This is a genomic window from Enterococcus sp. DIV1279b (genome assembly GCF_050531515.1).
Taxonomy (GTDB): Bacteria; Bacillota; Bacilli; order Lactobacillales; family Enterococcaceae; genus Enterococcus_D; species Enterococcus_D casseliflavus.
The window spans coordinates 1465485-1486660 of the sequence record NZ_CP172891.1 but is presented as its reverse complement, the minus strand read 5'-3'; the positions used below and the strand labels follow the sequence as shown (position 1 = coordinate 1486660).

Genomic DNA, 21176 nt, shown 5'->3' with positions numbered 1-21176 from the left:
GCAAGTAAACATTTCCTAAACTAAAGCCGTGATCAAGTCATCGGAACAACCAACTTCTCGTTTGTCAGACTCGATGATATCCAAATAATCCGCTGAGTTGGTCACTAGCACTGGGGTCTCAATATTGAATCCTGCTTTGATCAATGCATCTTTATCAAAGCTGATCAATTTTTGTCCACGAGTGACTTTATCGCCTTGCTTCACATGCGCTTCAAAGAACTCACCATTCAATTGAACAGTATCCAAACCAATATGGATCAAAAGTTCTAAACCATTCTCAGAAATCAACCCGATGGCATGTTTGGTTGGGAACAATGTCATCACAGTACCATCAAAAGGAGCCACAACTTCGCCTTTTGATGGATGGATCAGGATGCCTTTTCCTAGCACTCCTTGAGCAAAGGCTTCATCTTTGGCACTGCTTAGTGGCGCGATCGTTCCTTCTACTGGAGAAGTGATCACTTCTTTTCGAACAGTCATCGCTGGTTGTCCTTCTGCGATTTCTTCTTCCACTGCATCATCTTTCCAGAAAGCCATGGTCAAACCAAAGCCAATCGCTGCAGCAATCAAGATTCCGAAGACAGAGAACCACATGCCACTAGCATCGCCTTCTGGAGTGATATAGTTGAAAATGCCAAAGACCCCTAACCCACCAGAGGTGTAGCTCGTTGTTCCATTGATCATCAAGAAGGCACCTGCGACCGCACCACCGATCATTGAGTAGAAGAACGGCATTTTTTTCGGTAACGTGATCCCATAAATCGCTGGCTCCGTTACACCGAAAAGCCCTGAGATAATAGCTGGTGGACATAGTGCTTTCAGTTTTTTATCTTTCAGTTTAAAGTACATCGCCATCACTACAGCAGTTTGAGCAAAGCTGGCACCAAACGTAGCTACCAAAATCTGGCTATAACCAAGTTGCGTGATTTGCATAATGTGTAACGGTACGACTGACCAGTGAAGACCGAAAATAACCAATACTTGCCAGAAGAAACCTAGCAACAAGCCATAGGCAACTGGTGAGAAGTCCATCAACGCTTCAAATCCTGAGCTCAAAAGATCCGTCAACATACTGATTACAGGTCCAATCACCAAAAACCCAATTGGCAATGCAATCAAGAGAACCAAGAACGGCACTAAGAACGTTTGGACAACAGAAGGAATGATTTTTTTCGCAAATTTTTGAACTTGCGCAGCAAAGGCAATGATAAAGATGACCGGCACCACACTGCTAGTATACGTTGCGCCAACCCACGGAATTCCTAAAAACGTTTCGTACGCAGGCAAGCCTAACAAGCTATACGGTGCAGCAGCTCCCTCGCCAGCGCCTGCAAGAAATGCGGCTTGCAAAGCAGATCCTTGAATTGTTGGGTAACAAAGCGCTGACCCGATCACGATTCCCACCATTGGATTTAAGCGAAACTTTTTCGCTGACGTATATCCTAAAATCACTGGCATAAACATGAAGATCGAATCGCCGATCGCATTGAACATCACATAGGTACCAGTCGTCGTTGTATAATCGATCAAGCCTGTTGTACCAATAAAAAGCAACAGTGCGTTTAGTCCTTTGATCATCCCCGCCGCACACAAAGCCCCTAAGAAGGGTTGGAAGCAGCCGCTCAAAATATCGATCAAACGATCAAACAAGTTGCCACCTGAAGCTGTTTCTTCAGCATCACCACTGATTCCTGCTACATCGATCACTTCTGCATAGACATCAGGTACATGGTTTCCGATAACCACCTGGTATTGACCGCCACTCTTCATGACCGTCACGACCCCATCCATGTTCTTTAAGACTTCATCATTTGCGACGCCTTCATCCTTTAATTTAAAACGCAGGCGTGTGATACAATGCGTCAAGCTATTGATGTTCTCTTTCCCACCAACATTTGCTACGATTTTTTCTGCTAATTCACGATATTTTCCCATTTTTGATTCCTCCAATTTTTTTGTATTGAAGGTTTAGCCAACTGAATGTCACTATCCAAAATGTTTTCTTTTTTTGATTTCTTGCTACATGGTCAGATGCCTTGAAGTTGACGTTTAGTAAGAATCATTGCGAAGAAATACTTCTTTTTCGACATCTTCTCATGAATCAAGAAATCCTTCTCCTTTCTTGTTTTTTTTAAATCAACGATTTTTTTGCACAAGTCTGGCAATATGAATCGTTAAATACAAACTTTCGTCACTGGACATTTGATACTGATACTGATTTTCTAATAGCTCAGCGATTTTTTGTACGCATTGATACGCATTTCGATACTTCACTTTGACCATAGCCAAAAGATCTTCATCGGTTTCATCCACATGAGTAGTATGGTTTTGCATTCTTGAAACAAAAAATTTCAAATGCGTAGTGAAGCGATAAAAATAAACGGACTCTTCATCAAAGGTTGTTTTGAAAAAATATTTAACAATGTTTATGATGTCTTGCATCGTTTGGGTTAGTTCAGCAATATTGCCTTGGTCACCATTCTCAGTTTGCGCATTGACCAGATGCAGAGCAATAAAGCCCGCTTCGTCATCTGGCAGCTGAATCCCGTAATGTTCTTTGATTTTTTCTACTGTTTTGCAGCCTATTTGGTATTCATCGGGGAAAAAACGCTTGATATCCCACAACAAGACATTTTTGACCGTCATTCCTTTTTTCGATCGTTCAATGGCACAGTGCATGTGATCCGTCAACGAGATGTAAATGGAATCATTGATTGGGGAAGACAATTCTCGCCGAGCATACTCAATGATCTCATTGGACAATTCAAGATATTCCAGTGGTAAGTCAGCAAGCAACTCTTGAAATTGAGATAAGATCGTCTGATTTTCTAAGCGATACACTTTATCGACCGTTTCTGAAGAAATTTCATCTCCCACTTTTTTCTTAAATGCAATCCCCCGCCCCATAACAATAATCTCGTTTTGACTTTGATCGGTAGTGATCACAACATTATTGTTTAACACTTTACTGATTTTCATGTCCTACCCCCACTTACTTTATCATTGCGGATATGGTTCATTGCTTGTCTTTATTGCTGAGCCAACAGTCAACACAGAAAAAACCTCATGAAAGCAGCGCAAATACCGCAGCTTCATCAGGTTTAGCTTGTTAAAAATCAACAATCACTATCCATTAGAACCAGTTTTATTATCTTTATCATAGCAAAGGTAGAAAGCGCTGTCAATCGTTGTTCGTTATTTTTATTTTCATCCCTTCTTTCTTTTTTCGTACAAAAAAACCTTAAAAACGAAAGTCTTTAAGGTTAGCGTTACTATTAAAACTATTAAACTTCACTTGCCTGCAAACGGTACATATCGGCATACAACCCTTTTTGAGCCAAAAGTTCATCATGGGTGCCTCGTTCGACGATCGAGCCTTTATCAAGCACCAAAATCAACTCGGCATCGCGGATGGTAGACAAACGATGGGCGATCGCGATCGTGGTTCGCCCTTGACGCATATTTGCCAACCCTTCTTGGATCAGTCCTTCTGTTTCAGTATCGATATTGGCAGTCGCCTCATCCAAGACCAGTACTTTCGGATCGGTCACCATGGTGCGGGCAAAGGAAATCAATTGCCGCTGCCCACTTGAATAGCTGGCGCCCCGTTCAATCACTTTGGCGTGGTATTTACCAGGTAGTTTTTGAATAAAGGCATCTGCTTGAACAAATTTTGCTGCTGCTTCGATCTGTTCCTCACGAATGTCCTGATTCAATAAGCGGATATTGTCAGCGATGTCCCCATAAAACATGAAGGCGTCTTGCAATACGAGTCCGACTTTTTTCCGAAGCTCTTCCATCGTGAAGTCGCGGATATCTTGATCATCGATCAAAATTTGCCCTTCCCCGAATTCGTAAAAACGCATCAACACATTGATGATCGAGCTCTTGCCACTTCCTGTGTGACCGACTAAAGCTACGGTCTCACCTGGATAGGCGATGAAAGAAATATGATTCAATACGTTGTTTTTACCATCATAGGAAAAACTGACATCGCGAAATTCGATTTTTCCTTTGGTGATGGTTTGACTAGCATCGGGGTTTTGCTGGGGCGTGTATTCTTCGTTATCCATAATCTTTAGAATACGGCTGCCGGCGACCATCCCATCAGTAAAGACGCTGAGAAAATCCATCATCTGTGTCATGGGATTAAAAAATCCTTGAATATAGGTCGTAAAGGCGAAAATCAACCCGACTTCGATGGGCGATTCTAAGGCATCAAACCCAAAGACCGTCAACGACAAGGCGATCGCTAAGGCATACAACAAACTAATGATTGGTGATAATAGCAGCGCATTCGTGCGGATCATAGCGTATCTAGTTTTCAAATAATCATCGTTGGTCGCTTCGAATTCTTCATTCAGCCGCGCCTCTTGACGGAATTGCTGAATGATCTGCATACCAGAAATTGATTCATTCAATTTCGTATTCAGTTGACTCAGTTTTTCCCGCATTTGACGATAGATACGAGAGCTGAATTTTTGATAATACCAGATGACTACCATTAGGATTGGCAGAAAAATCAAGTTCAGTAAAGCAATTTTGACGTTGATGCGAAACATGGCGGCAAAAGAAGAAACCACCGCAAAAATCCCTGTCAATACCATCAAGAAGACATACCAAAATTCATACAACGTTTCTGTGTCGTTGCTGACCCGTGAAACGATTGAACCCGCTGGCGTCTGATCGAAATAGCGCATCCCAAGACTATGCAATTTTTCAAATAATTTTGCTCGAATATATTGATAGGTTTTTAAAGAACCCATCGAATAAAGGAACCATTGGAAAAACCAAATCACAGCTTTTACCAACACCCCAAAGAAATACAATGCAGCAAAGAAATAAATGACTTGCTGGGTCGCCGTTTGATTGGTCAAATAATTATCCATAAAGGTTTGAATGATCAAAGGCAACAGGATATTGACGATCGATAGCACAAAAGCAAAAAAGATCGCTGCATAGAAGGTTTTTCGAAATGGCTTGGCAAAAAGAAACATTCGTTTGATGATGTTTTTTTGCTCTTTAAAGGGAATCGATTTACTCCATTCTGATTCTTGCATTAGGCTTCACTCCCTTCGATTTTGGCTTCTAGTTGCTGTTTGTCCCACATTTTTTTATACCAGCCATTTGCAGCCAATAATTGTTCATGGGTCCCGCGTTCACTGATTTTCCCATTGTCGATCACGAGAATTTCTTCTGCGTGCTTGACACTGCTTAGGCGGTGGGCAGCAATGATCGTTGTTTTATTCTGACGAAACGTCCGTAATTGTTGTAAAATAGCTTCTTCCGTTTTGGCATCTACTGCTGAAAGGGCGTCATCTAAAATCAACAATTCTGGATCAGTGATCAAAGCACGGGCAATGGATAAACGCTGTTTTTGTCCACCAGAAAGAGAAACACCACGTTCCCCCACCATCGTTTCGTACCCTTCAGGAAACTGACTGATATCCTCGTGGATCACTGCCAATCCAGCAGCTGCTTCCACTTCTGCTTGAGAAGCCCGTGGTTGAGCAAAGCGGATATTGTCTCGAATCGTCATGGAAAATAAGAAATGATCTTGCGGAACATAACCGATCGACCCCAAAAGAGCATTCAAGGAGTATTGCTTGCTGTCGATGCCCCCGAAGGTGATCACCCCGTCAAATGAATCATACTCTCGCAACAAGAGCTTCATCAAAGAGGTTTTTCCAGCACCGGTTTTCCCGACGACACCTAGTGTCTGACCCGCTGGCAAAGTAAAGTGGATGTCTTGCAGGGCAAAATCATCTCCTTGATAGTGAAAATCATTGATTTGAACGTCAACCGTTCCTTGGGCTGGGGCATCGACCGCATCTTTGGCTTCAATGATATGGGTCTTTGCCGCCAACAATTCGGCAACCCGATCATAACTAGCATTGCCTCGTTCCAGCACATTAAACAGACGTCCGATGGCAAACATCGGCCAAACTAACATACCGATATAACTGATGAAGGATACCAATTGACCGATCGAGATGGTACCGTCCATAACATAATTGCCGCCGACGATGATCGTCAGCACATAGGAGATTCCGATGATGATCGTAATAAACGGATCAAACAAGGCATCCAGAAAATTGACTTTGCGGTTTTTGATGATGGCATGGTCGATTTTGGTTTGAAAATCAGCGATGTCCTCTTTTTCCTGTCCAAAGGTTTTGATGACTTTCATCCCAGTAATACTTTCTTGAGCTTTGTCGTTGATGGAAGAAAATGCTTCTTGCGAGTCACGAAACGCATCATGCAATTTGCTGCCAAGAACCCGTGCCATGACTGCTAAGAAAGGCAGCGGCAATAGTGCAATGATCGTTAACCGCCAGTCGATAAAGAGAACCATCGCAATGATGGTTGCCCCTCCCGAGATGAAGGAATCGGCAAAGGTCAAGATCCCTGCCCCTGCCACATTTTGGATGGCATTCAAGTCATTGGTGGCATGGGCCATCAAATCACCTGTCCGATGCTTTTGATAAAACAACTGATCCATCCTTGTAAAATGTGCAAATAGCTGTCTGCGTAACGTTTTTTCTAGCCGAGCGGCACTGCCCCAGATATGCGTTCGCCAGACAAAACGAAACACGTATTGAGCGATGGCTGAAGCAATCAAGATCATGACCCAAAAAAAGATCGTCTGCATCGAGATCTCTTTTTCCGCAATCTCATCGATGATGATCCCGATAACTTTGGGAGGTGCCAACTGTACCAAGGCGACCAAGACTAAAGAGCCTACGCCTAACAAATAATGTTTCTTTTCTTGTTTAAAAAACCAACCTAACTTCCTAAATATTGACATAACACTCTCCATTTCTTTATGACCTGTTGCCTAAATTTTGCGATTTTTCCGAATATTCATTGGATTCAGTTACAATTGCTACCCCACTATTTACAGAACGTAAACAGAAAAAGCAGCCTGGGGACATTTTTTATCAGTTGGTACGTTTTACCGCAATAAAAAGCGAGCTGATAAAATCAGCCCGCTTCTTAGAAAAAAACCTACTTTTGGTTTTTCATTTGCTGCATCATCTGACGAATTTTTTTCTCAGAAGGTTTTTGACCCATTGACATCATCATCGAGCGAAGCATATCCTCATTAACGGGAGGATTTTTCTTTAGATAATCTTGCATATATTTACGCGCCAAAAAGAAGCCGCCGACAGCGCCTAGTAATGCTGCAACAACAGCGATCACGATTACGATTCCTACACTAACCATTCGAAAACTCTCCTTTCTCTTGTACTCTCAATGAATCATTTTACTAGAAAAAAACACAAAAAGAAAGAGTGAAAGCTGGATTTATCCAAAAACTTTCACTCGTTTCCTCAACTTAATGCGACATCTCTTTTGTTGAATAACCAATTTGTTAAAAGGTAGATTAAAACACTGTAAACAAGGATCCCGATCGCCATTTCCCAATAGCCCAATCCCGGATCAAAGGCAGTCATCTGCATGTCAGGACTATTTAATAAACTCGGTATTTGCTCTTTAATATTCATAAAATTAAATGGATTCCACTTCAGCCATGGGTATTTTTCTTGCGCAAAAAGCATGATCGAGTTGATGATGCTGCTTCCAAACAACATACCCAAGCCTAAGCCTACCGCCAAACTTTGAGAGCGAATGACGGCTGAGATAAAGATGGTCAATGCAATATAAAAGACAATCAATAGCAAGTTGGTTCCCGCAAAAACAAGGGCAACGAGAATCGCCGCTAGCCCGTTGTAGCCAGTAGCAGCAAAAGGTGATTCAGCTGCTAAAAATAAATTGGCGGCTGCTAAACTACTGATCAGTAAAACAGCAGTCCCTAAAAGCGCAAATAAAAACGTGTTGATGGCTTTTGCTGCTAAGATTTGGCTTCTGGAAAAAGGCCGAATCAATAAGAACTTGATCGTTCCACGACTGAACTCTTCTGCTACTGAAGAAGCCGCCACAATCACTACAAATAAGTTTAAGAACGACGTCATATCGCTTAAAGAAGCAAATAAATCATTGGCACCAATTTCTGGACTACCTAAGCGTACAACATAGGTCAAGCCAAACGTCATTAAAACCAATAAAAGCAGCATGATCCAAGTAGAACGCTTTTTGGTTAATTTGATCCATTCATTTTTTATCAATGTCAGCATGCTTACAAACCTCCTTCTTCGGTCCAAGCCAAGAATGTATCTTCCAAAGAAGATTGCTTTGTCCGTAGTTCTTTTAAGCCGATACCCGCCGTCACGATCGCTGCAGCGATTTCTGAACGCTGATCTGATTGCAACGTGACGTGCAATTCGTCTTCTACATGCAAGACCTCGACGTCAAAGGAAGCTTTTAACAGTGCTTCTGTTTGCAAGTTATCATCGGTTTTGATGATCAACACATTTTTCTCTGCTTTCAACTCTGCCATTGCTACTTGATGGGTGACTTTTCCTTTTTGCACCACGATCAAATGATCCGCAATTTGCTCGATGTCGCTTAACTGATGACTGGAAACTAAAACAGAGACCCCTTTTGATCGCAAAGAAAGAATCATTTCCCGAAACTCCCGCATGCCTTTAGGATCCAGACCATTCATCGGCTCATCTAAAACTAATAGATCTGGTTGATGGACCAGCGCCTGGGCAACACCTAAACGCTGACGCATCCCTAAAGAATAGGTTTTGACTTTTTGATGGATATGTCCTTCTAAATGCACCTGACGGATCAGGGCTTCTAGCTCAGAGGCTGTGCCTTTCTTCTTCGCCATACGCTGATACTGCATCAAATTCTCATAACCGGTCATATAATTATAAAACTCAGGATTCTCAACGATCGCTCCGACTGAGACAATCGCTGTTTTAAAAGAAGAATCCAATAAATTCCCCATAATGGCAATCGATCCTGTGTTGTGCTTCATCAAGCCAACGATCATTCGGATGATCGTCGTCTTCCCAGCCCCATTGGGCCCTAATAAACCAACGACTTGTCCTTGGTCCACCACAAAGGAAACATCATCAATGATTCGTTTGGTTCCAATCAATTTGGAAACATTTTGCAGTGCTAATACTTCTGTCAAAGTTACCCCTTCTTCCTAACACCATTTCTGCAACGATTTTAAATAAAAAACGTTATGATAATATGTATACCATGCCATCTCTGTAAAAAAAAGTCAAGAAGCGAAAAAGGAACATCGATGCTCCTGTTATTGCTTCTTGACAACTTCGTTTATCACTGATGCTTTTCACGTTTGCCCTATTGCTGCTAGTCAAAAGCTTGGCAAAATTATAAGTTCTATTTGCTCGATCTTATAGCTGGCTCACTCCGTTTGGGTGAATGCCAGTTGGGCGAACGCAGCCTTGTTCTTGGCACTTCTGATCTGTTTGATCACTTGCTTGAGCTGTTTCCACTCCTTTGCGCTTGGGTGACCATTCCAATAAAAGAGGTAAGGCTGTTCTTCCTCGGAAAATTCCTGATGGATCGGATAATCGCTAATGACCAAATCTGGTTTTTGAGACAGCGAATAATGGGCCATCGCTCGATGCGTGGCATTCATCAAGCGGTTCTTGATCCAAAGCTCTTGCGTTTTTCCGTATTTCGAATGGATCGAGAACGTGACCGGCTGTTCATATTTGATAAAAATAACTCTCAGTAACATACAGTATTGGAAAATCAAGCGATCATTCATTTGCAGTAATCTACGCAACTCTGGTAAAGAAACAGTCGCTTCCAAAAAAAACCGTTTCATGGTTGGATAAAGCACTGGAAAAGCGGCTTGTAGCTCTTGCTCGTCGGTTGTTTTGCCAAAACTATCGCTTTTTTGTCGCGTACCAAAACAGCCAGAGGCGGAATGGATCATGACCAGATTAACCAGTAAATAGTTTTTTTCGGCCTCTGTAAACGTCAACCGAAAATACACGGCTAGTTTTTCAACGAGCTGCGCTTCTTGCTGGTACGTTGGCTGAGTCAGCCACGAGATGTTGGCAGCATCGAGATCCTCCTCAAGATAGGTGTTCATTACGCCAAACATATAATACAAGAAGCTGCGTTCAACCTCCGAAATTTCAGAAAACGGCAGATGATTCCTGTTAAACAATGGGTTCAAAAAGACCTGATCAAACTGTTTTTTTTCAATTAATGGGTGCTCAAAGGTAAGTACTTCGTTTGGTAAAAACGAAAGCGGATGCTTTTGATGGATTCTTTGCACGGAGATAGCGAATAGATGAAGAAATTTATCGATATCGATTTTTCTCATATAAGAAGCATGGGTTTCAAACAACGCTTCAGCCTGCTCTTTCTCCTTGATCGATGCCAAGACTTGTGAGTCCTTCTCATCAAAAATTTGCCAATAGGTAAGATGATAAAAATAGCGGATCGCATATTCAGCACCTGCCAAAGGATCACCTTTTTTTAAACTATAGGACAAATGATAGTTCGCCAAAACATGATTTAACTCCTGCAATTTTCGTTGAATCGTGCGGGGACTGCTAAAGGTTTTGTGGCTGAGTTGTTCAAGGGAATGATAATCCCCCTGAAAGAGTGCATCCAGCAAGATAAACCCAACGGTTCCCTGCAACAATACACTATAGGCTTGGCTCAATAGAAATCGTGGAGAAAAAGCAATCGACACTTCTTTTTCCAGCCGATCATAGGTCAAAGTAAACTGAGGATAGCGTGCACGAAACACCTCTACTTGCTGAACGATCGACTGCATTTTGTTGGTTTTCCTATCGAAAACACCTGAGAGCTCTTTAATTGTATAGTCTTTCTTGTTCGTTTCGTAACAATAACTTAGAAACGCATAAATTTGTTTTTCTGTCGTATCCAAAAGTGCCTGTAACATGAAATTTCCCTCGCTTGTATAATCAGCAAACGCTGTTTTTATCCTAAATTTGTCATCTTACAAAATTGTAAGCTGGCAGTGTTTGGTGATCGTACCACCGTGCGCTCTTTTCTGTCAAATCACTTTTAACAAATTTTCCTTTCGTTATCTGTATATTTTCATAAAAAAAGTCTGACGCCTCAAAACGATCGTCAGACTTTTTGTTAAAAACGGTAAAACAAAACGTGATTGTGCTTTCTGGGGAAGAAAATTCCAATCGTGGGTTATCAATTCTCTCATTATCCTCGGCTTTTTTCTTTACTGTCTCTCATCAGAAAATAACTTTCGATTCAGCCAGTAAAAGAAGACAGTAAGGATAACCACGCCTAGACCAAAGAGTAAATAGCGAATACTCGTATTTTTGCTGCCGGTTTTCGGTAGTAAGGCTCCATTGACCTCCTTAGCGCTGCTTGTCTCCGTACGTTGTTCCTGTTCCATTTTCACTGAAGACGATGCTTTAGCGAGTTGTTTGCCTGCGGGATCATTGGAGGAAACACTTCGCTTGCTTGACTGACTTTGGTTAGGCGCTAATTTGTTTGGTTTCGTTTCTGAATCTGAAAGATCCTCAGATGCCGCTTCACTAACGGTCGTTGTTCCTGTTGTTTCGGTGGTTTCTTGACTCCTAATTGTCTGACTCGATTCACTCTCACTAACTGGTTGGGTGTTGAAGTTTTCTGACTCACTTGCATTGTGACTACTTTCGATACTTTGAGAATCCTGACTTGTGTTTTCCGTAGTAGAAGTCCTTGGATCCGTCGATTGAGAGTCGCTAAATTTCGGTTCGATACTACTAAAGGAAGAGCCTGTTTCTTCAGACACCTTAGAGCTTGCGCTTATCTCAGAGTTCGTGCGCTCACTAGAGCTCGGGGGTGTTATTACCTGCCATTGACTAGGCTTCAAGTTTTCAGTAATCGTTGTTTCACCGTCATAAATCACAACTAAATCTACTTTATCCACACTTTTGATCTCATCGATGGCCATCTCAGCATAGATCCTTAAGTAGTTTTCAACACCTGAAAACCAATCGACATTTGTTAGATACGTTTCACCAATCACCTTTTCACTGTGTCCATTGCCATCCCAACCATAAGTTAAACGGATACAAACGTTTTGTGAAGTCAGCGTTTTGTTCGGCCGTACCGGGATCGTAATGACTTTCAAGGCTTCATCATAGATCACTCGGTTCGTTTGAACAGAAAACGATAAATTCCCTCCCGCTCGTTCTTTTGCTGAAGTATGATCGAAACCAAACACCAGCAGCAATAATCCCGCTAACAGCAAAATCAACACGATTCCAACCAGTTTTCTCATTTCCTCACTTCCTAAATGAATATTTCAAGATAACTTGATAAGGAAATTATAATAAATTCTCAGAGAAAACATGCGCCGAAAAAAAAAGGAAAGACCCAATAAAATGGCATCTTTAATTTCGAGTATTATATATAGAAAAGATATTTACCACCCTCTTCCGCATTTGAAACTCTCTCGAACTTTTACCACCGCCAATAAAACAGTTTATTACTTATCATTAAATATATATTATATATAATATATGACCATTTTTGTGCTAAAATTCAAGTATAAGCAAATCAACCTTTAGGAGTACGTGATCGATGGAATTAGAGCCAAAAGTAGCAAAATTGATTGTTAAAAGCTTAAAAGATATCATCAACCATGAAATCAATCTTTTTGATACCTCGGGTACGATCATAGCTAGTACAGATACCGTGCGGATTGGTACCAGTCATGAAGGCGCCCGTTTAGCAGCCAAAAATCAACAGACATTAACGATTGAACATGACAATCAATTTAAAGGAGCAAAAAAAGGAATCAATATCCCGGTCCTTTTTAATCAATCTGTTGTAGCAATTATTGGAATTACTGGCGAGCGTACAAAGGTAGAACCTTTGGGGAATATTATCAAAAAAATGACGGAGATTTTGATCCGAGAAAACTGGATTCAATTGACAAATTTCCATCAACGGCAAAACTACCACAATCTAGCTACGATGCTGATCGCTCCTCAAAGAGATGATAGCTTGGCGGCTTATTTAGCCTCGCTCTTGGACATTGATTTGGAACGACCTCGCATCCTCGTGATAGGGAAATTCCTTTTTACTAGAGAAAAAAATAATCTGAATTATGAAAAACTGCTCCATACCATCCAATCGCATTTGCACATTTTTCCAGGTAGTTTCTTCTCGTTGATCAATCAAGAAATTTGCCTGTTTTTCGAAAAGCAGGAAGAAGCTTCGCTGATCCCCCTACTGATGCAAATGCAAAAGGATATTTCTAAGCGTTTTGATCGTCAAATGTCCTTTGGGATCGGCGGTTTAGCAGAAACCATCGATGAGTATTGGTCTAGTTATGAAAAGGCGCAAAAAACCGTCAATTGGTTGATCAATCAAAAAAGTGCGACCATCTCTTCTTATCAAAAAATGGATTATGGGTTGCTCTTTGTCGGGATTTCTACAGAAGATAATAAACAATTGCAAAAGAAAGTGCTTGGCAGTCTGACAGTTGAGGAGATTGAGCAGTTCCAATTGATCTTTGAAACGTATAAACGCTACAATGGTAGTATTATGAAGTGTGCCGAGGCACTTTTTTTACACAAGAATACTTTTCAAAACAAACTGAATCGCATCACGGAAAAGACGGGCTACAATCCACGTAATTTGAGTGATTTTACTGTGTTGTCGGCTGCTTTTATGAGTTATCGCTTGTCTAATCTAGAGAGATGATTTGTTGAACAAGCAAATGCTTCAGCGTAACAAACTTCGCATTTAAAATCGATGGTATCATTTGTTGTTCAAGTCATCTGTTTCCAACCAGCGTGATCATCCATCGACAGCCTAACTCATAGCACCAGCAACGTTTCCTTGTTTTCTGTCTTCCAGTTGACGCAAAATTGTTTTTACACTGTATTTCTGAGTTTCAATACACATAACAAAAAGAGCGCTCCTCTGAGAAGAAACGCTCTTTTATTATGTCCTTTAGTTGTGAACAGCTCCGTGCTCTCTTTTCAATGAAAAGTAAAACAAATGACCTCGATTCGTTACTGTTAACCTTGCAATTTTAAATCATTGATCGTTTCATAATAGTTTGCGATTGCAGAATGATCACTTTTTTCTAATCCGTAGGCTTTCAGTGATTGCATAATCTCCATTGCAGATGCTGTAAATGGTGTAGAAACATTACTATCATGTGAGGTGTCTAATGCATTTTGCAAGTCCTTGATATGCAATTCGATACGGAAACCAGGATCGAAGTTGCCAGAAAAAATCTTTTCTGATTTTTGATCCATGACTGTGCTTCCTGCCAAACCTGTGCGAATGGCTTGATAAACTGCTTCAGGAGAAACACCTGCTTTTTTGGCTAGACAATAAGCTTCAGAAATAGCTGCGATGTTGATCGCTACAATCATTTGATTGGCTAGTTTCGTAATATTTCCAGCTCCTACTTCACCCACTCGTGTCACAGAAGAAGCCATCGTATTCAATAAAGCTTCATATTTCTCAAAAACTGCTTTTTCTCCGCCAACCATTACCGCGATCGTTCCATCAATGGCTTTTGGTTCTCCACCAGAGACAGGCGCATCAATAAAATGGACTCCTTGTTCTTTCAAACGAGCTGCAAAGTCTTGGCTGGCTTTTGGTGCGATTGAACTCATATCAATGACTGTTTTACCAGCTGACAAGCCTTCAGCGATCCCTCCAGGATTGAATAGTGCCGCTTCTACGTTTGGAGAATTCGGCAGCATCGTAATGATCACTTCTGCTACTTCTGCCACCTTGGCGCCTGATTCTGCTGCATGTGCACCAGCTGAAACAACTTCATCGATTGCGGATTGGTTAAAATCAAACACAATAACCTCATAGCCATTCTTTACTATATTTTTCACCATTGGTTTACCCATGATTCCTAAACCGACAAATCCTACTTTCATCAATACCATCTCCTACTTTCGTTGATTTAATAAATATGCTCGGATCGCGGTTTCTCCAGCGATCACCACATTTTCCTCTACTTGTGTCATTGCTTCTTGCAAACTCATTGGTCGATGGATGATTGGCAAAATAAGGTCAATTCCAGCGGCATAAGCTGCCGAAACCTCTTTCTCCCGACTACCGACCACAGCAATCACCGGTTTATGGTGCTTTTTGGCTAGCTCGGCAATCCCCACAGGAACTTTGCCATTCAGCGATTGCTGGTCAAGCTTGCCTTCGCCAGTTATGACGAGAGCAGCTTGGGCAATTTTCTTTTCAATTTCTACTAAATCTAAGATCGTTTCAATACCGTTGCACGTTTTGGCTTGGCAAAACACTTGCAATGCAGCCCCTAGACCGCCTGCTGCCCCTGCACCTGGTGCGTCAGCAATATCAATCTGCATCTCTTTTTTGATCACAGAGGCATAATGTTTCATCCACTGATCATAGGTTTTCGTTTGGTCAATCGGAATGCCTTTTTGAGGACCATAGATAGCAATGGCACCTTTTTCACCGACTAACGGATTCGTTACATCCGATAAAATATTGATTTTTACATCCTTTAATCGTGGATCGATTTTAGAAATATCTATCGAAGCAAGCTTTGCTAATCCAGCTAATCCTCTCGGGATGTCCTTTCCTTGATCGTCGTAAAAGGAGACCCCTAATGCTCTTGCCATTCCAGTCCCGCCATCACTCGTTGCACTGCCGCCTATGCCAAGGTAGATCTCTTTTGCGCCTTCATCGAGGGCAGCCAAAAGCAACTCCCCTACCCCGTAAGTCGAAGCGTTTAAGGCATTCTCAGCATTTTGCTCGATTAAAGTAATCCCACTTGCTTCTGCCATTTCTAATACGACGATTTGATTAGGTAAAACACCATATTGCGCCTTCACAGGATTTCCCAATGGATTTTGAACAGTTATCCTTTTTCGTTTTCCTGCCAAGGCATCAACTAAAGCTTCGACTGTGCCTTCTCCACCATCGGCGACTGAAAATTTATCGATAGGACTATGGGGCAAAACCCGACGAATCCCTTTTTCTAACCACATTGAGATATCTTTACTGGAGGCACTTCCTTTGAAAGAATCTGCTGCAATCACAATTCGCTGTTCTTCCATGAATCCACCCCCTTTTCTATAGTTAGGCTTGATTATAAGAAACCCGCCTTCTTCATTTCATCAATCATCTTGTCTAAAACAACGCCCTTACTTGCTTCCGTCGGCAAGATCGAAGGTCCCACATTCAAGCCCATCAAGTTTGCCATATCTTTGGTAGCTGAAGGGAAACTTGCTGCATCTTGCGATAAACGGATTGGGTTCAGGGTAAATTGGTTCTTTAGCGCGCCTTGAAAATCACCAGATACGTACTGGTCATAAATACCGCAAACCAATTCAGGATAAATATTTGCCGTTGAACACACCCCGCCGACTGCTCCCACACAGAGTGAAGGATAAACAATGGTATCTTTTCCTGCAATCACTCGAAAGCCAACATCAGCATTCCGTCGAACCAGTTCGCTTAGAAAGGTCAAATCTCCGCTTGAATCTTTGATCCCTACGATATTCTCAACGGTATGCGCCAGCTTTTCGATCAATGGTTGACTCAACGAATACCCAGCTCTTGCTGGATTGTTATACAAAAGCACCATCGTATCGGAAACCGCGTCTGCGATTGCTTTAAAATGATTGTACAATGCTTCTTCTGTGGGTTTGATGAACATTGGGTGTAAAACGGAAATACCAGCGATCGGCAATTTTGCTGCCTGTTTGGCAAGTGCCACCGCATGTTTCGTACGTATTGGGCCCATCCCAAAGAAAACAGGTACTTTTCCAGCGGCTTCATCTAAAATGATTTCTGTTGCTGCAAGCATTTCATCATGTTCGAACATATAAAACTCACTATTACTGCCAAAAGCCAAAATGCCATGAACACCATGATCGATCACATGCCGTACGATCTTTCGCAACTTAGTTTCGCAAATCATTTCTTCTTCATTCACTGGCGTGAGTAAAGGAACAATGATCCCTTTAATTTTTTCTTTTTCCATTATGGTCAATCCTCTCACTGAAAGCTTCGATTAATTTGTATTCCCTCGATTACTCTCTGACTAAAGCTGGTTTTTTATTGTCAAATGTCCAGCCAGGAATCAGATACTGCATGGCAATCGCATCATTGCGCGCCCCTAAGCCTTCTTTTAAATACAATTGATGCGCCGCATCTAGCTTTTCTCGGTCAAGTTCCAGCCCAAGGCCATGGGAATTTCTTGGAATGGTAATTTCACCGTTTTTGATTTGATGCGGATTTTTGGTCAAGCCTTCGCCATCTTGCCAAATCCAGTGGGTATCGGCGGCATTTACTTCCCCAGGTGCTGCCGCTGCAGTATGAGCGACCATCGCCAAAGAAATATCAAAATGATTATTGGAATGCACACCCCAAGTCAAATCTAAGTCATGACATAACTGCGCCACACGCACACTGCCTTGCATCGTCCAAAAATGCGGATCTGCCAGCGGAATCGTCACACTATCTAAGCGAATCGCTGCTTTCATTTCTCGCCAATCCGTTGCAACCATATTCGTCGCCGTCGGCAATCCTGTTTTTCGGCGGAATTCTGCCATCGTTTCTCTACCAGAGAAGCGACCTTCTGCACCACAAGGATCTTCTACATACGCTAATACGCCGTGAAGGTCTTTGCAAAGCGCAATTGCATCATCTAGTAACCATCCGCCATTCGGATCAAGGGTAATCCGAGCATTGGGAAATTCTTTTTTCAACGCTTTGACGGTTTGTACTTCTTCTTGCCCTGATAACACGCCGCCTTTTAATTTAAAGTCCTCAAAACCATAGCGCTCATAGGCAGCTTTCGCTAACTTGACGATTGCTTCTGGTGTCATCGCTTCTTCACGACGTAGTGCTCCCCATGAATCATCGAGCGTATTGTCAGAAGCATAAGGCAAGTCTGTTTTGTTGCGATCTGCTACATAAAACAGATAACCTAAAAACTTCACTGATTCCCGCACTTGTCCTTCACCTAACAAAGCGGCAACGGGCACCTGCATGTGCTGTCCTAGTAAATCCAACAATGGTGCTTCAACAGCAGTCATAACATGAACCGTCGTTCGTAAATCAAATGTTTGGTTCCCGCGCCCACCAGCATCCAACTGCGCATAACGTTCGTGAATCTCTTTCACGATGTTTTTGTATTCGCCCAAAGTCCGACCCACAACTAATTCACGACAGTCTTCCAATGTCTGACGAATTTTCTCACCACCTGGCACTTCTCCTAAACCTGTATTACCCGTGTCATCAGTTAAAATAACGATATTTCTAGTAAAGAAAGGGCCATGGGCTCCACTTAGATTTAATAGCATACTGTCATGTCCTGCTACAGGGACAACTTCCATTTTTACGATTTTTGGAATCATCAAAATCTCTCCTAGTCAAATTGATAGTTTTTAATATACTGTTTTCCAAAAAAAGAATACAGAGTATCGAGTGCAGACTTTTCGTCGAAAAACAGTGAATTTATGTGCTAAAGAACATTTTTAAATAAAGATCCCCAATAAGATCCCTACTAGCGTCCATGCCAAGCTGATTCCCCAGAATTTAAAGAAGGAATAACGCAAGAATTTTCGTACATTGGTTTCCCCTAAATCACAAGCCATGATGATTTGTGGTTGGGCAATCAGTGAAGCAAACGCACCAATATTAAAGAATAATGTCAAGGCAACAATATCTGGAGCAACGCCATATTCTCCTGCTAAAGCTGCAATGATCGGAATGAGCGCAAAAAACCAAGTATCGTTGGTAAACAACAGCATCAATGGTGTGCTGAAGATAGCGATCGCAATATGAACATAGGGACCAACAGCAGCGGGAATAATATTCACGAGAACTTGAACCATCGCATCCATCATGCCCGTTCCTTGCAAGATCCCGACGACAACCCCAGAAAGCAAAACGATGGGCGCAATCGGATATGTTTTTGAAGCATATTTGCTGATCAATTGATTTTGATCTTTGAAGTCCGGATAGTTCACGCACAAAGCGATGATCAAACCAGCTGCGAAAATATAGTAAGAAGGCAGGTTTGAAAACGACAAAGCGATCACTAAGAGGATGGTCAAGATCAGATTGAACCAAAATAGCTTGGGACGAGCAAGCGGTCCATAGTTTTGCTCTTTCGCTAATGAATCAGCGATCCCTTCAAACTTTTCTCCATTTGCCATATGCTTTTTATGGACACCTAAACCTAAGAAATAACCAAGGATCATCGTTCCGATAAAGACAGTGATCCAAACAGGTAGCAAGGTGGTAAATAAGGTCATCGGTGCATTGGGTACATCCGGAAGCAGACTTGCAGCCCGTAAGATCCGCGCGTTCCATGGTGTGATCGATCCTAACATGATACCGACTGAGCAAAGAAAGACGAGTATCACCGGATCGATTTTCAACTTCTTAAATAGCGGCAAAAACAACGGGATCGCAATTAGATAGGTCGACATGACACTTCCATCTAATGTGGTGATCACAGAAATAAACACAGTCAAGCTGCAGAGAATCGGCGCTTTGATTTTTACTTTTTTCAAAAACTTGAATACCATAATATCGAAAACTGCTGCATCAGATATCAGAGAAAAATAAGGTAATGAAAACATGATCATCAAAAAGATGTCTCGTGTCATATCAAGACCGTCAGCGATATATCCTTCCGTCGCTGTCCAGCTTGCCCCGCTTAAAAAAGAAAATGCGACAGGTATCAATGCAAAACAGACAAGTATATTTATTTTATTTCTTAGTAATAAACCCGTGATCAATGTCATCATGACAAAGCCAAGAATAGCTAAATAGCTCATTTTTTATATCCCTCCGAATAATAGATCAGTCAAAGAGGAATATAGCCGAAACTTCAAGCAAAAATTTCAGCTATATCTCTGACATCAAGTAGTCCTTCAATAAATACCTTTAGCGCACAAAGCAAGGTTTTTTTGAGTCAAACTGCCAATCTTCAATAAAGTATTGCATCGCAATTGAATCATCACGATCACGGTATTTTGGGTCCATTGACTGGTACAATTGATGTGCTTCCAGCAATTTCTCCATATTGATTTCAATACCTAGGCCAGGTTTATCGGTGATTTTGATCACGCCATCTTGAATCAAGACAGTGTCATCGCAAAGTTCTTGTCCATCCTGCCAAATCCAGTGTGTATCGATTGGTGTAATATTTCCTGGTGCAGCTGCGGCACACTGTGCGAACGTTGCCAACGTAATATCAAAATGGTTATTGGAGTGAGAACCCCAAGTCAATCCCCAGTCATTCAAAATTTGGGCCATGCGAACACTTCCGTTTAATGTCCAGAAATGCGGATCAGCCAGAACGATATCTACTGCTTTTGAATTTAATGCATGATAAAATTGTCGCCAGTTGGTCGCAATCATATTTGTTGCCACTTGATGTCTCGTGGCTGTTTTGAATTCATTCATGATCTCACGACTTGAAAAACCTGCTTCAGGGCCACATGGATCCTCCACATAAGAAATCGTGTCTAGTTTGTCTTTGCAAAGCTCGATTGCCTCTGCTAACGACCAAGCACCATTAGGATCAATATTGATCCGCGCTTCTGGAAACGCCTCATGTAAAGCAACTACTGCTTCCATTTCCTCTGTTCCCTTCAGCACGCCACCTTTGACTTTGAAATTTTTGAACCCATAGCGTGTCTCAAGTGCTTTTGCTTGCTGCACCATTCCCTCAGGTGTTAATGTTTCCTGTCTTCTAATGCGCTCCCACTCATCTTTTGGCTCTTCCTCTATGCGATAAGGCAGATCGGTTTTCCCTGCATCGGCGATATAAAACAAATACCCCAACACTTCAACTTCATTACGCTGCTGACCATCACCTAATAACGCACACATTGGTTTATTTAGAAACTTACCAAGCAGATCCAGCATCGCACATTCAACCGCTGCCTCCGCTTGGACGACAAATTTCAGATTTTTTAAATCCAACCCTTGAAGTCCTTCCCCATCGTTTCCTTTCATCGCCGCTGCATTTTTGCGAATCGTTGTAATCACATTACGATAATTGGCAATTTCTTGCCCCACGACAAAAGGAATGTAACTCTCCAGCATTTTGGTGATGTCTTCACCGCCATGGATCTCACCAATGCCTCTATTCCCAGTTTCGTCTTCTAATACAACAATATTCCTCGTAAAATAAGGTGCATGACACCCGCTTAAGGTAAGGGTCGGACTGTCATAACCAGCAATCGGAAACACCTGCATCTTTGTCACTTTTGGAGAACCATTTTTACTCATATTCATTCCACCTTCTCTAT

At 41.8% G+C, this 21176-nt stretch carries 16 protein-coding genes; 1 reads left to right on the top strand and 15 read right to left on the bottom strand.

Going from position 1 to position 21176, the window contains the following annotated elements; translation table 11 throughout:
- Positions 1 to 15: 15 nt before the first annotated feature.
- From IGI71_RS06885 to IGI71_RS06845, 9 genes are all read right to left on the bottom strand, one after another.
- A complete protein-coding gene (locus tag IGI71_RS06885) occupies positions 16 to 1935 on the bottom strand; it encodes a beta-glucoside-specific PTS transporter subunit IIABC (protein ID WP_074535726.1) in 1920 nt (639 codons plus the stop codon).
- Between the two features lie 201 nt (positions 1936 to 2136).
- Positions 2137 to 2979: a BglG family transcription antiterminator LicT gene (gene licT, locus IGI71_RS06880; RefSeq protein ID WP_005225819.1), complete on the bottom strand. Its 843-nt coding sequence runs from the start codon at positions 2977 to 2979 to the stop codon at positions 2137 to 2139.
- A 305-nt stretch (positions 2980 to 3284) separates the two neighbouring features.
- Positions 3285 to 5060: an ABC transporter ATP-binding protein gene (locus tag IGI71_RS06875; protein WP_010748035.1), complete on the bottom strand. Its 1776-nt coding sequence runs from the start codon at positions 5058 to 5060 to the stop codon at positions 3285 to 3287.
- Positions 5060 to 6808: an ABC transporter ATP-binding protein gene (locus IGI71_RS06870; RefSeq protein ID WP_201688961.1), complete on the bottom strand. Its 1749-nt coding sequence runs from the start codon at positions 6806 to 6808 to the stop codon at positions 5060 to 5062. Before IGI71_RS06870 ends, IGI71_RS06875 begins: the two co-directional genes overlap by 1 nt.
- A 200-nt stretch (positions 6809 to 7008) precedes the next feature.
- Positions 7009 to 7227 (bottom strand): YneF family protein, encoded by a 219-nt coding sequence (locus IGI71_RS06865; RefSeq protein WP_005235432.1) that lies wholly within the window; start codon positions 7225 to 7227, stop codon positions 7009 to 7011.
- 107 nt (positions 7228 to 7334) lie between these two features.
- On the bottom strand, positions 7335 to 8138 hold the full coding sequence (locus IGI71_RS06860; RefSeq protein WP_010748033.1) for an ABC transporter permease: 804 nt from the start codon (positions 8136 to 8138) through the stop codon (positions 7335 to 7337).
- Between the two features lie 2 nt (positions 8139 to 8140).
- Positions 8141 to 9049, bottom strand: a complete 909-nt coding sequence (locus IGI71_RS06855; protein ID WP_430616275.1) for an ABC transporter ATP-binding protein — start codon at positions 9047 to 9049, stop codon at positions 8141 to 8143.
- A 240-nt stretch (positions 9050 to 9289) separates the two neighbouring features.
- Positions 9290 to 10813, bottom strand: a complete 1524-nt coding sequence (locus IGI71_RS06850; RefSeq protein ID WP_010748031.1) for a helix-turn-helix domain-containing protein — start codon at positions 10811 to 10813, stop codon at positions 9290 to 9292.
- Positions 10814 to 11110: 297 nt separating this feature from the next.
- A complete protein-coding gene (locus IGI71_RS06845) occupies positions 11111 to 12163 on the bottom strand; it encodes an LPXTG cell wall anchor domain-containing protein (protein ID WP_010748030.1) in 1053 nt (350 codons plus the stop codon).
- A gap of 302 nt (positions 12164 to 12465) precedes the next feature.
- On the opposite strand from IGI71_RS06845, the gene IGI71_RS06840 reads away from it, so the two are divergent.
- Positions 12466 to 13593: a CdaR family transcriptional regulator gene (locus tag IGI71_RS06840; protein ID WP_231434867.1), complete on the top strand. Its 1128-nt coding sequence runs from the start codon at positions 12466 to 12468 to the stop codon at positions 13591 to 13593.
- A gap of 320 nt (positions 13594 to 13913) precedes the next feature.
- Here the strand turns inward: IGI71_RS06840 and garR are convergent, their stop codons facing one another.
- The 6 genes from garR to IGI71_RS06810 form a co-directional block, all read right to left on the bottom strand.
- A complete protein-coding gene (garR, locus tag IGI71_RS06835; RefSeq protein WP_010748027.1) occupies positions 13914 to 14798 on the bottom strand; it encodes a 2-hydroxy-3-oxopropionate reductase in 885 nt (294 codons plus the stop codon).
- A gap of 12 nt (positions 14799 to 14810) precedes the next feature.
- Positions 14811 to 15956: a glycerate kinase gene (locus tag IGI71_RS06830; protein ID WP_010748026.1), complete on the bottom strand. Its 1146-nt coding sequence runs from the start codon at positions 15954 to 15956 to the stop codon at positions 14811 to 14813.
- A 32-nt stretch (positions 15957 to 15988) separates the two neighbouring features.
- Positions 15989 to 16885, bottom strand: coding sequence for a dihydrodipicolinate synthase family protein (locus IGI71_RS06825; protein WP_010748025.1), 897 nt, complete (start codon positions 16883 to 16885; stop codon positions 15989 to 15991).
- A gap of 49 nt (positions 16886 to 16934) precedes the next feature.
- The gene (locus IGI71_RS06820; protein ID WP_175445283.1) at positions 16935 to 18263 is read right to left on the bottom strand and encodes an enolase C-terminal domain-like protein; all 1329 of its coding nucleotides are present in this window, start codon (positions 18261 to 18263) and stop codon (positions 16935 to 16937) included.
- Between the two features lie 120 nt (positions 18264 to 18383).
- Positions 18384 to 19694 (bottom strand): SLC13 family permease, encoded by a 1311-nt coding sequence (locus IGI71_RS06815; RefSeq protein WP_010748022.1) that lies wholly within the window; start codon positions 19692 to 19694, stop codon positions 18384 to 18386.
- A gap of 109 nt (positions 19695 to 19803) precedes the next feature.
- Positions 19804 to 21156 (bottom strand): enolase C-terminal domain-like protein, encoded by a 1353-nt coding sequence (locus tag IGI71_RS06810; protein ID WP_010748021.1) that lies wholly within the window; start codon positions 21154 to 21156, stop codon positions 19804 to 19806.
- Positions 21157 to 21176 lie beyond the last annotated feature (20 nt).

Excerpts from the sequence above, each read along its gene's own strand:
- IGI71_RS06815 (WP_010748022.1), bottom strand. The coding sequence starts at position 19,694 with ATGAGCTATTTAGCTATTCTTGGCTTTGTCATGATGACATTGATCACG.
- IGI71_RS06860 (WP_010748033.1), bottom strand. The coding sequence starts at position 8,138 with ATGCTGACATTGATAAAAAATGAATGGATCAAATTAACCAAAAAGCGT.
- IGI71_RS06875 (WP_010748035.1), bottom strand. The coding sequence starts at position 5,060 with ATGCAAGAATCAGAATGGAGTAAATCGATTCCCTTTAAAGAGCAAAAA.
- IGI71_RS06885 (WP_074535726.1), bottom strand. The coding sequence starts at position 1,935 with ATGGGAAAATATCGTGAATTAGCAGAAAAAATCGTAGCAAATGTTGGT.
- garR (WP_010748027.1), bottom strand. The coding sequence starts at position 14,798 with ATGAAAGTAGGATTTGTCGGTTTAGGAATCATGGGTAAACCAATGGTG.
- IGI71_RS06850 (WP_010748031.1), bottom strand. The coding sequence starts at position 10,813 with ATGTTACAGGCACTTTTGGATACGACAGAAAAACAAATTTATGCGTTT.
- IGI71_RS06840 (WP_231434867.1), top strand. The coding sequence starts at position 12,466 with ATGGAATTAGAGCCAAAAGTAGCAAAATTGATTGTTAAAAGCTTAAAA.
- licT (WP_005225819.1), bottom strand. The coding sequence starts at position 2,979 with ATGAAAATCAGTAAAGTGTTAAACAATAATGTTGTGATCACTACCGAT.
- IGI71_RS06870 (WP_201688961.1), bottom strand. The coding sequence starts at position 6,808 with ATGTCAATATTTAGGAAGTTAGGTTGGTTTTTTAAACAAGAAAAGAAA.
- IGI71_RS06810 (WP_010748021.1), bottom strand. The coding sequence starts at position 21,156 with ATGAGTAAAAATGGTTCTCCAAAAGTGACAAAGATGCAGGTGTTTCCG.
- IGI71_RS06865 (WP_005235432.1), bottom strand. The coding sequence starts at position 7,227 with ATGGTTAGTGTAGGAATCGTAATCGTGATCGCTGTTGTTGCAGCATTA.
- IGI71_RS06830 (WP_010748026.1), bottom strand. The coding sequence starts at position 15,956 with ATGGAAGAACAGCGAATTGTGATTGCAGCAGATTCTTTCAAAGGAAGT.
- IGI71_RS06820 (WP_175445283.1), bottom strand. The coding sequence starts at position 18,263 with ATGATTCCAAAAATCGTAAAAATGGAAGTTGTCCCTGTAGCAGGACAT.
- IGI71_RS06845 (WP_010748030.1), bottom strand. The coding sequence starts at position 12,163 with ATGAGAAAACTGGTTGGAATCGTGTTGATTTTGCTGTTAGCGGGATTA.
- IGI71_RS06825 (WP_010748025.1), bottom strand. The coding sequence starts at position 16,885 with ATGGAAAAAGAAAAAATTAAAGGGATCATTGTTCCTTTACTCACGCCA.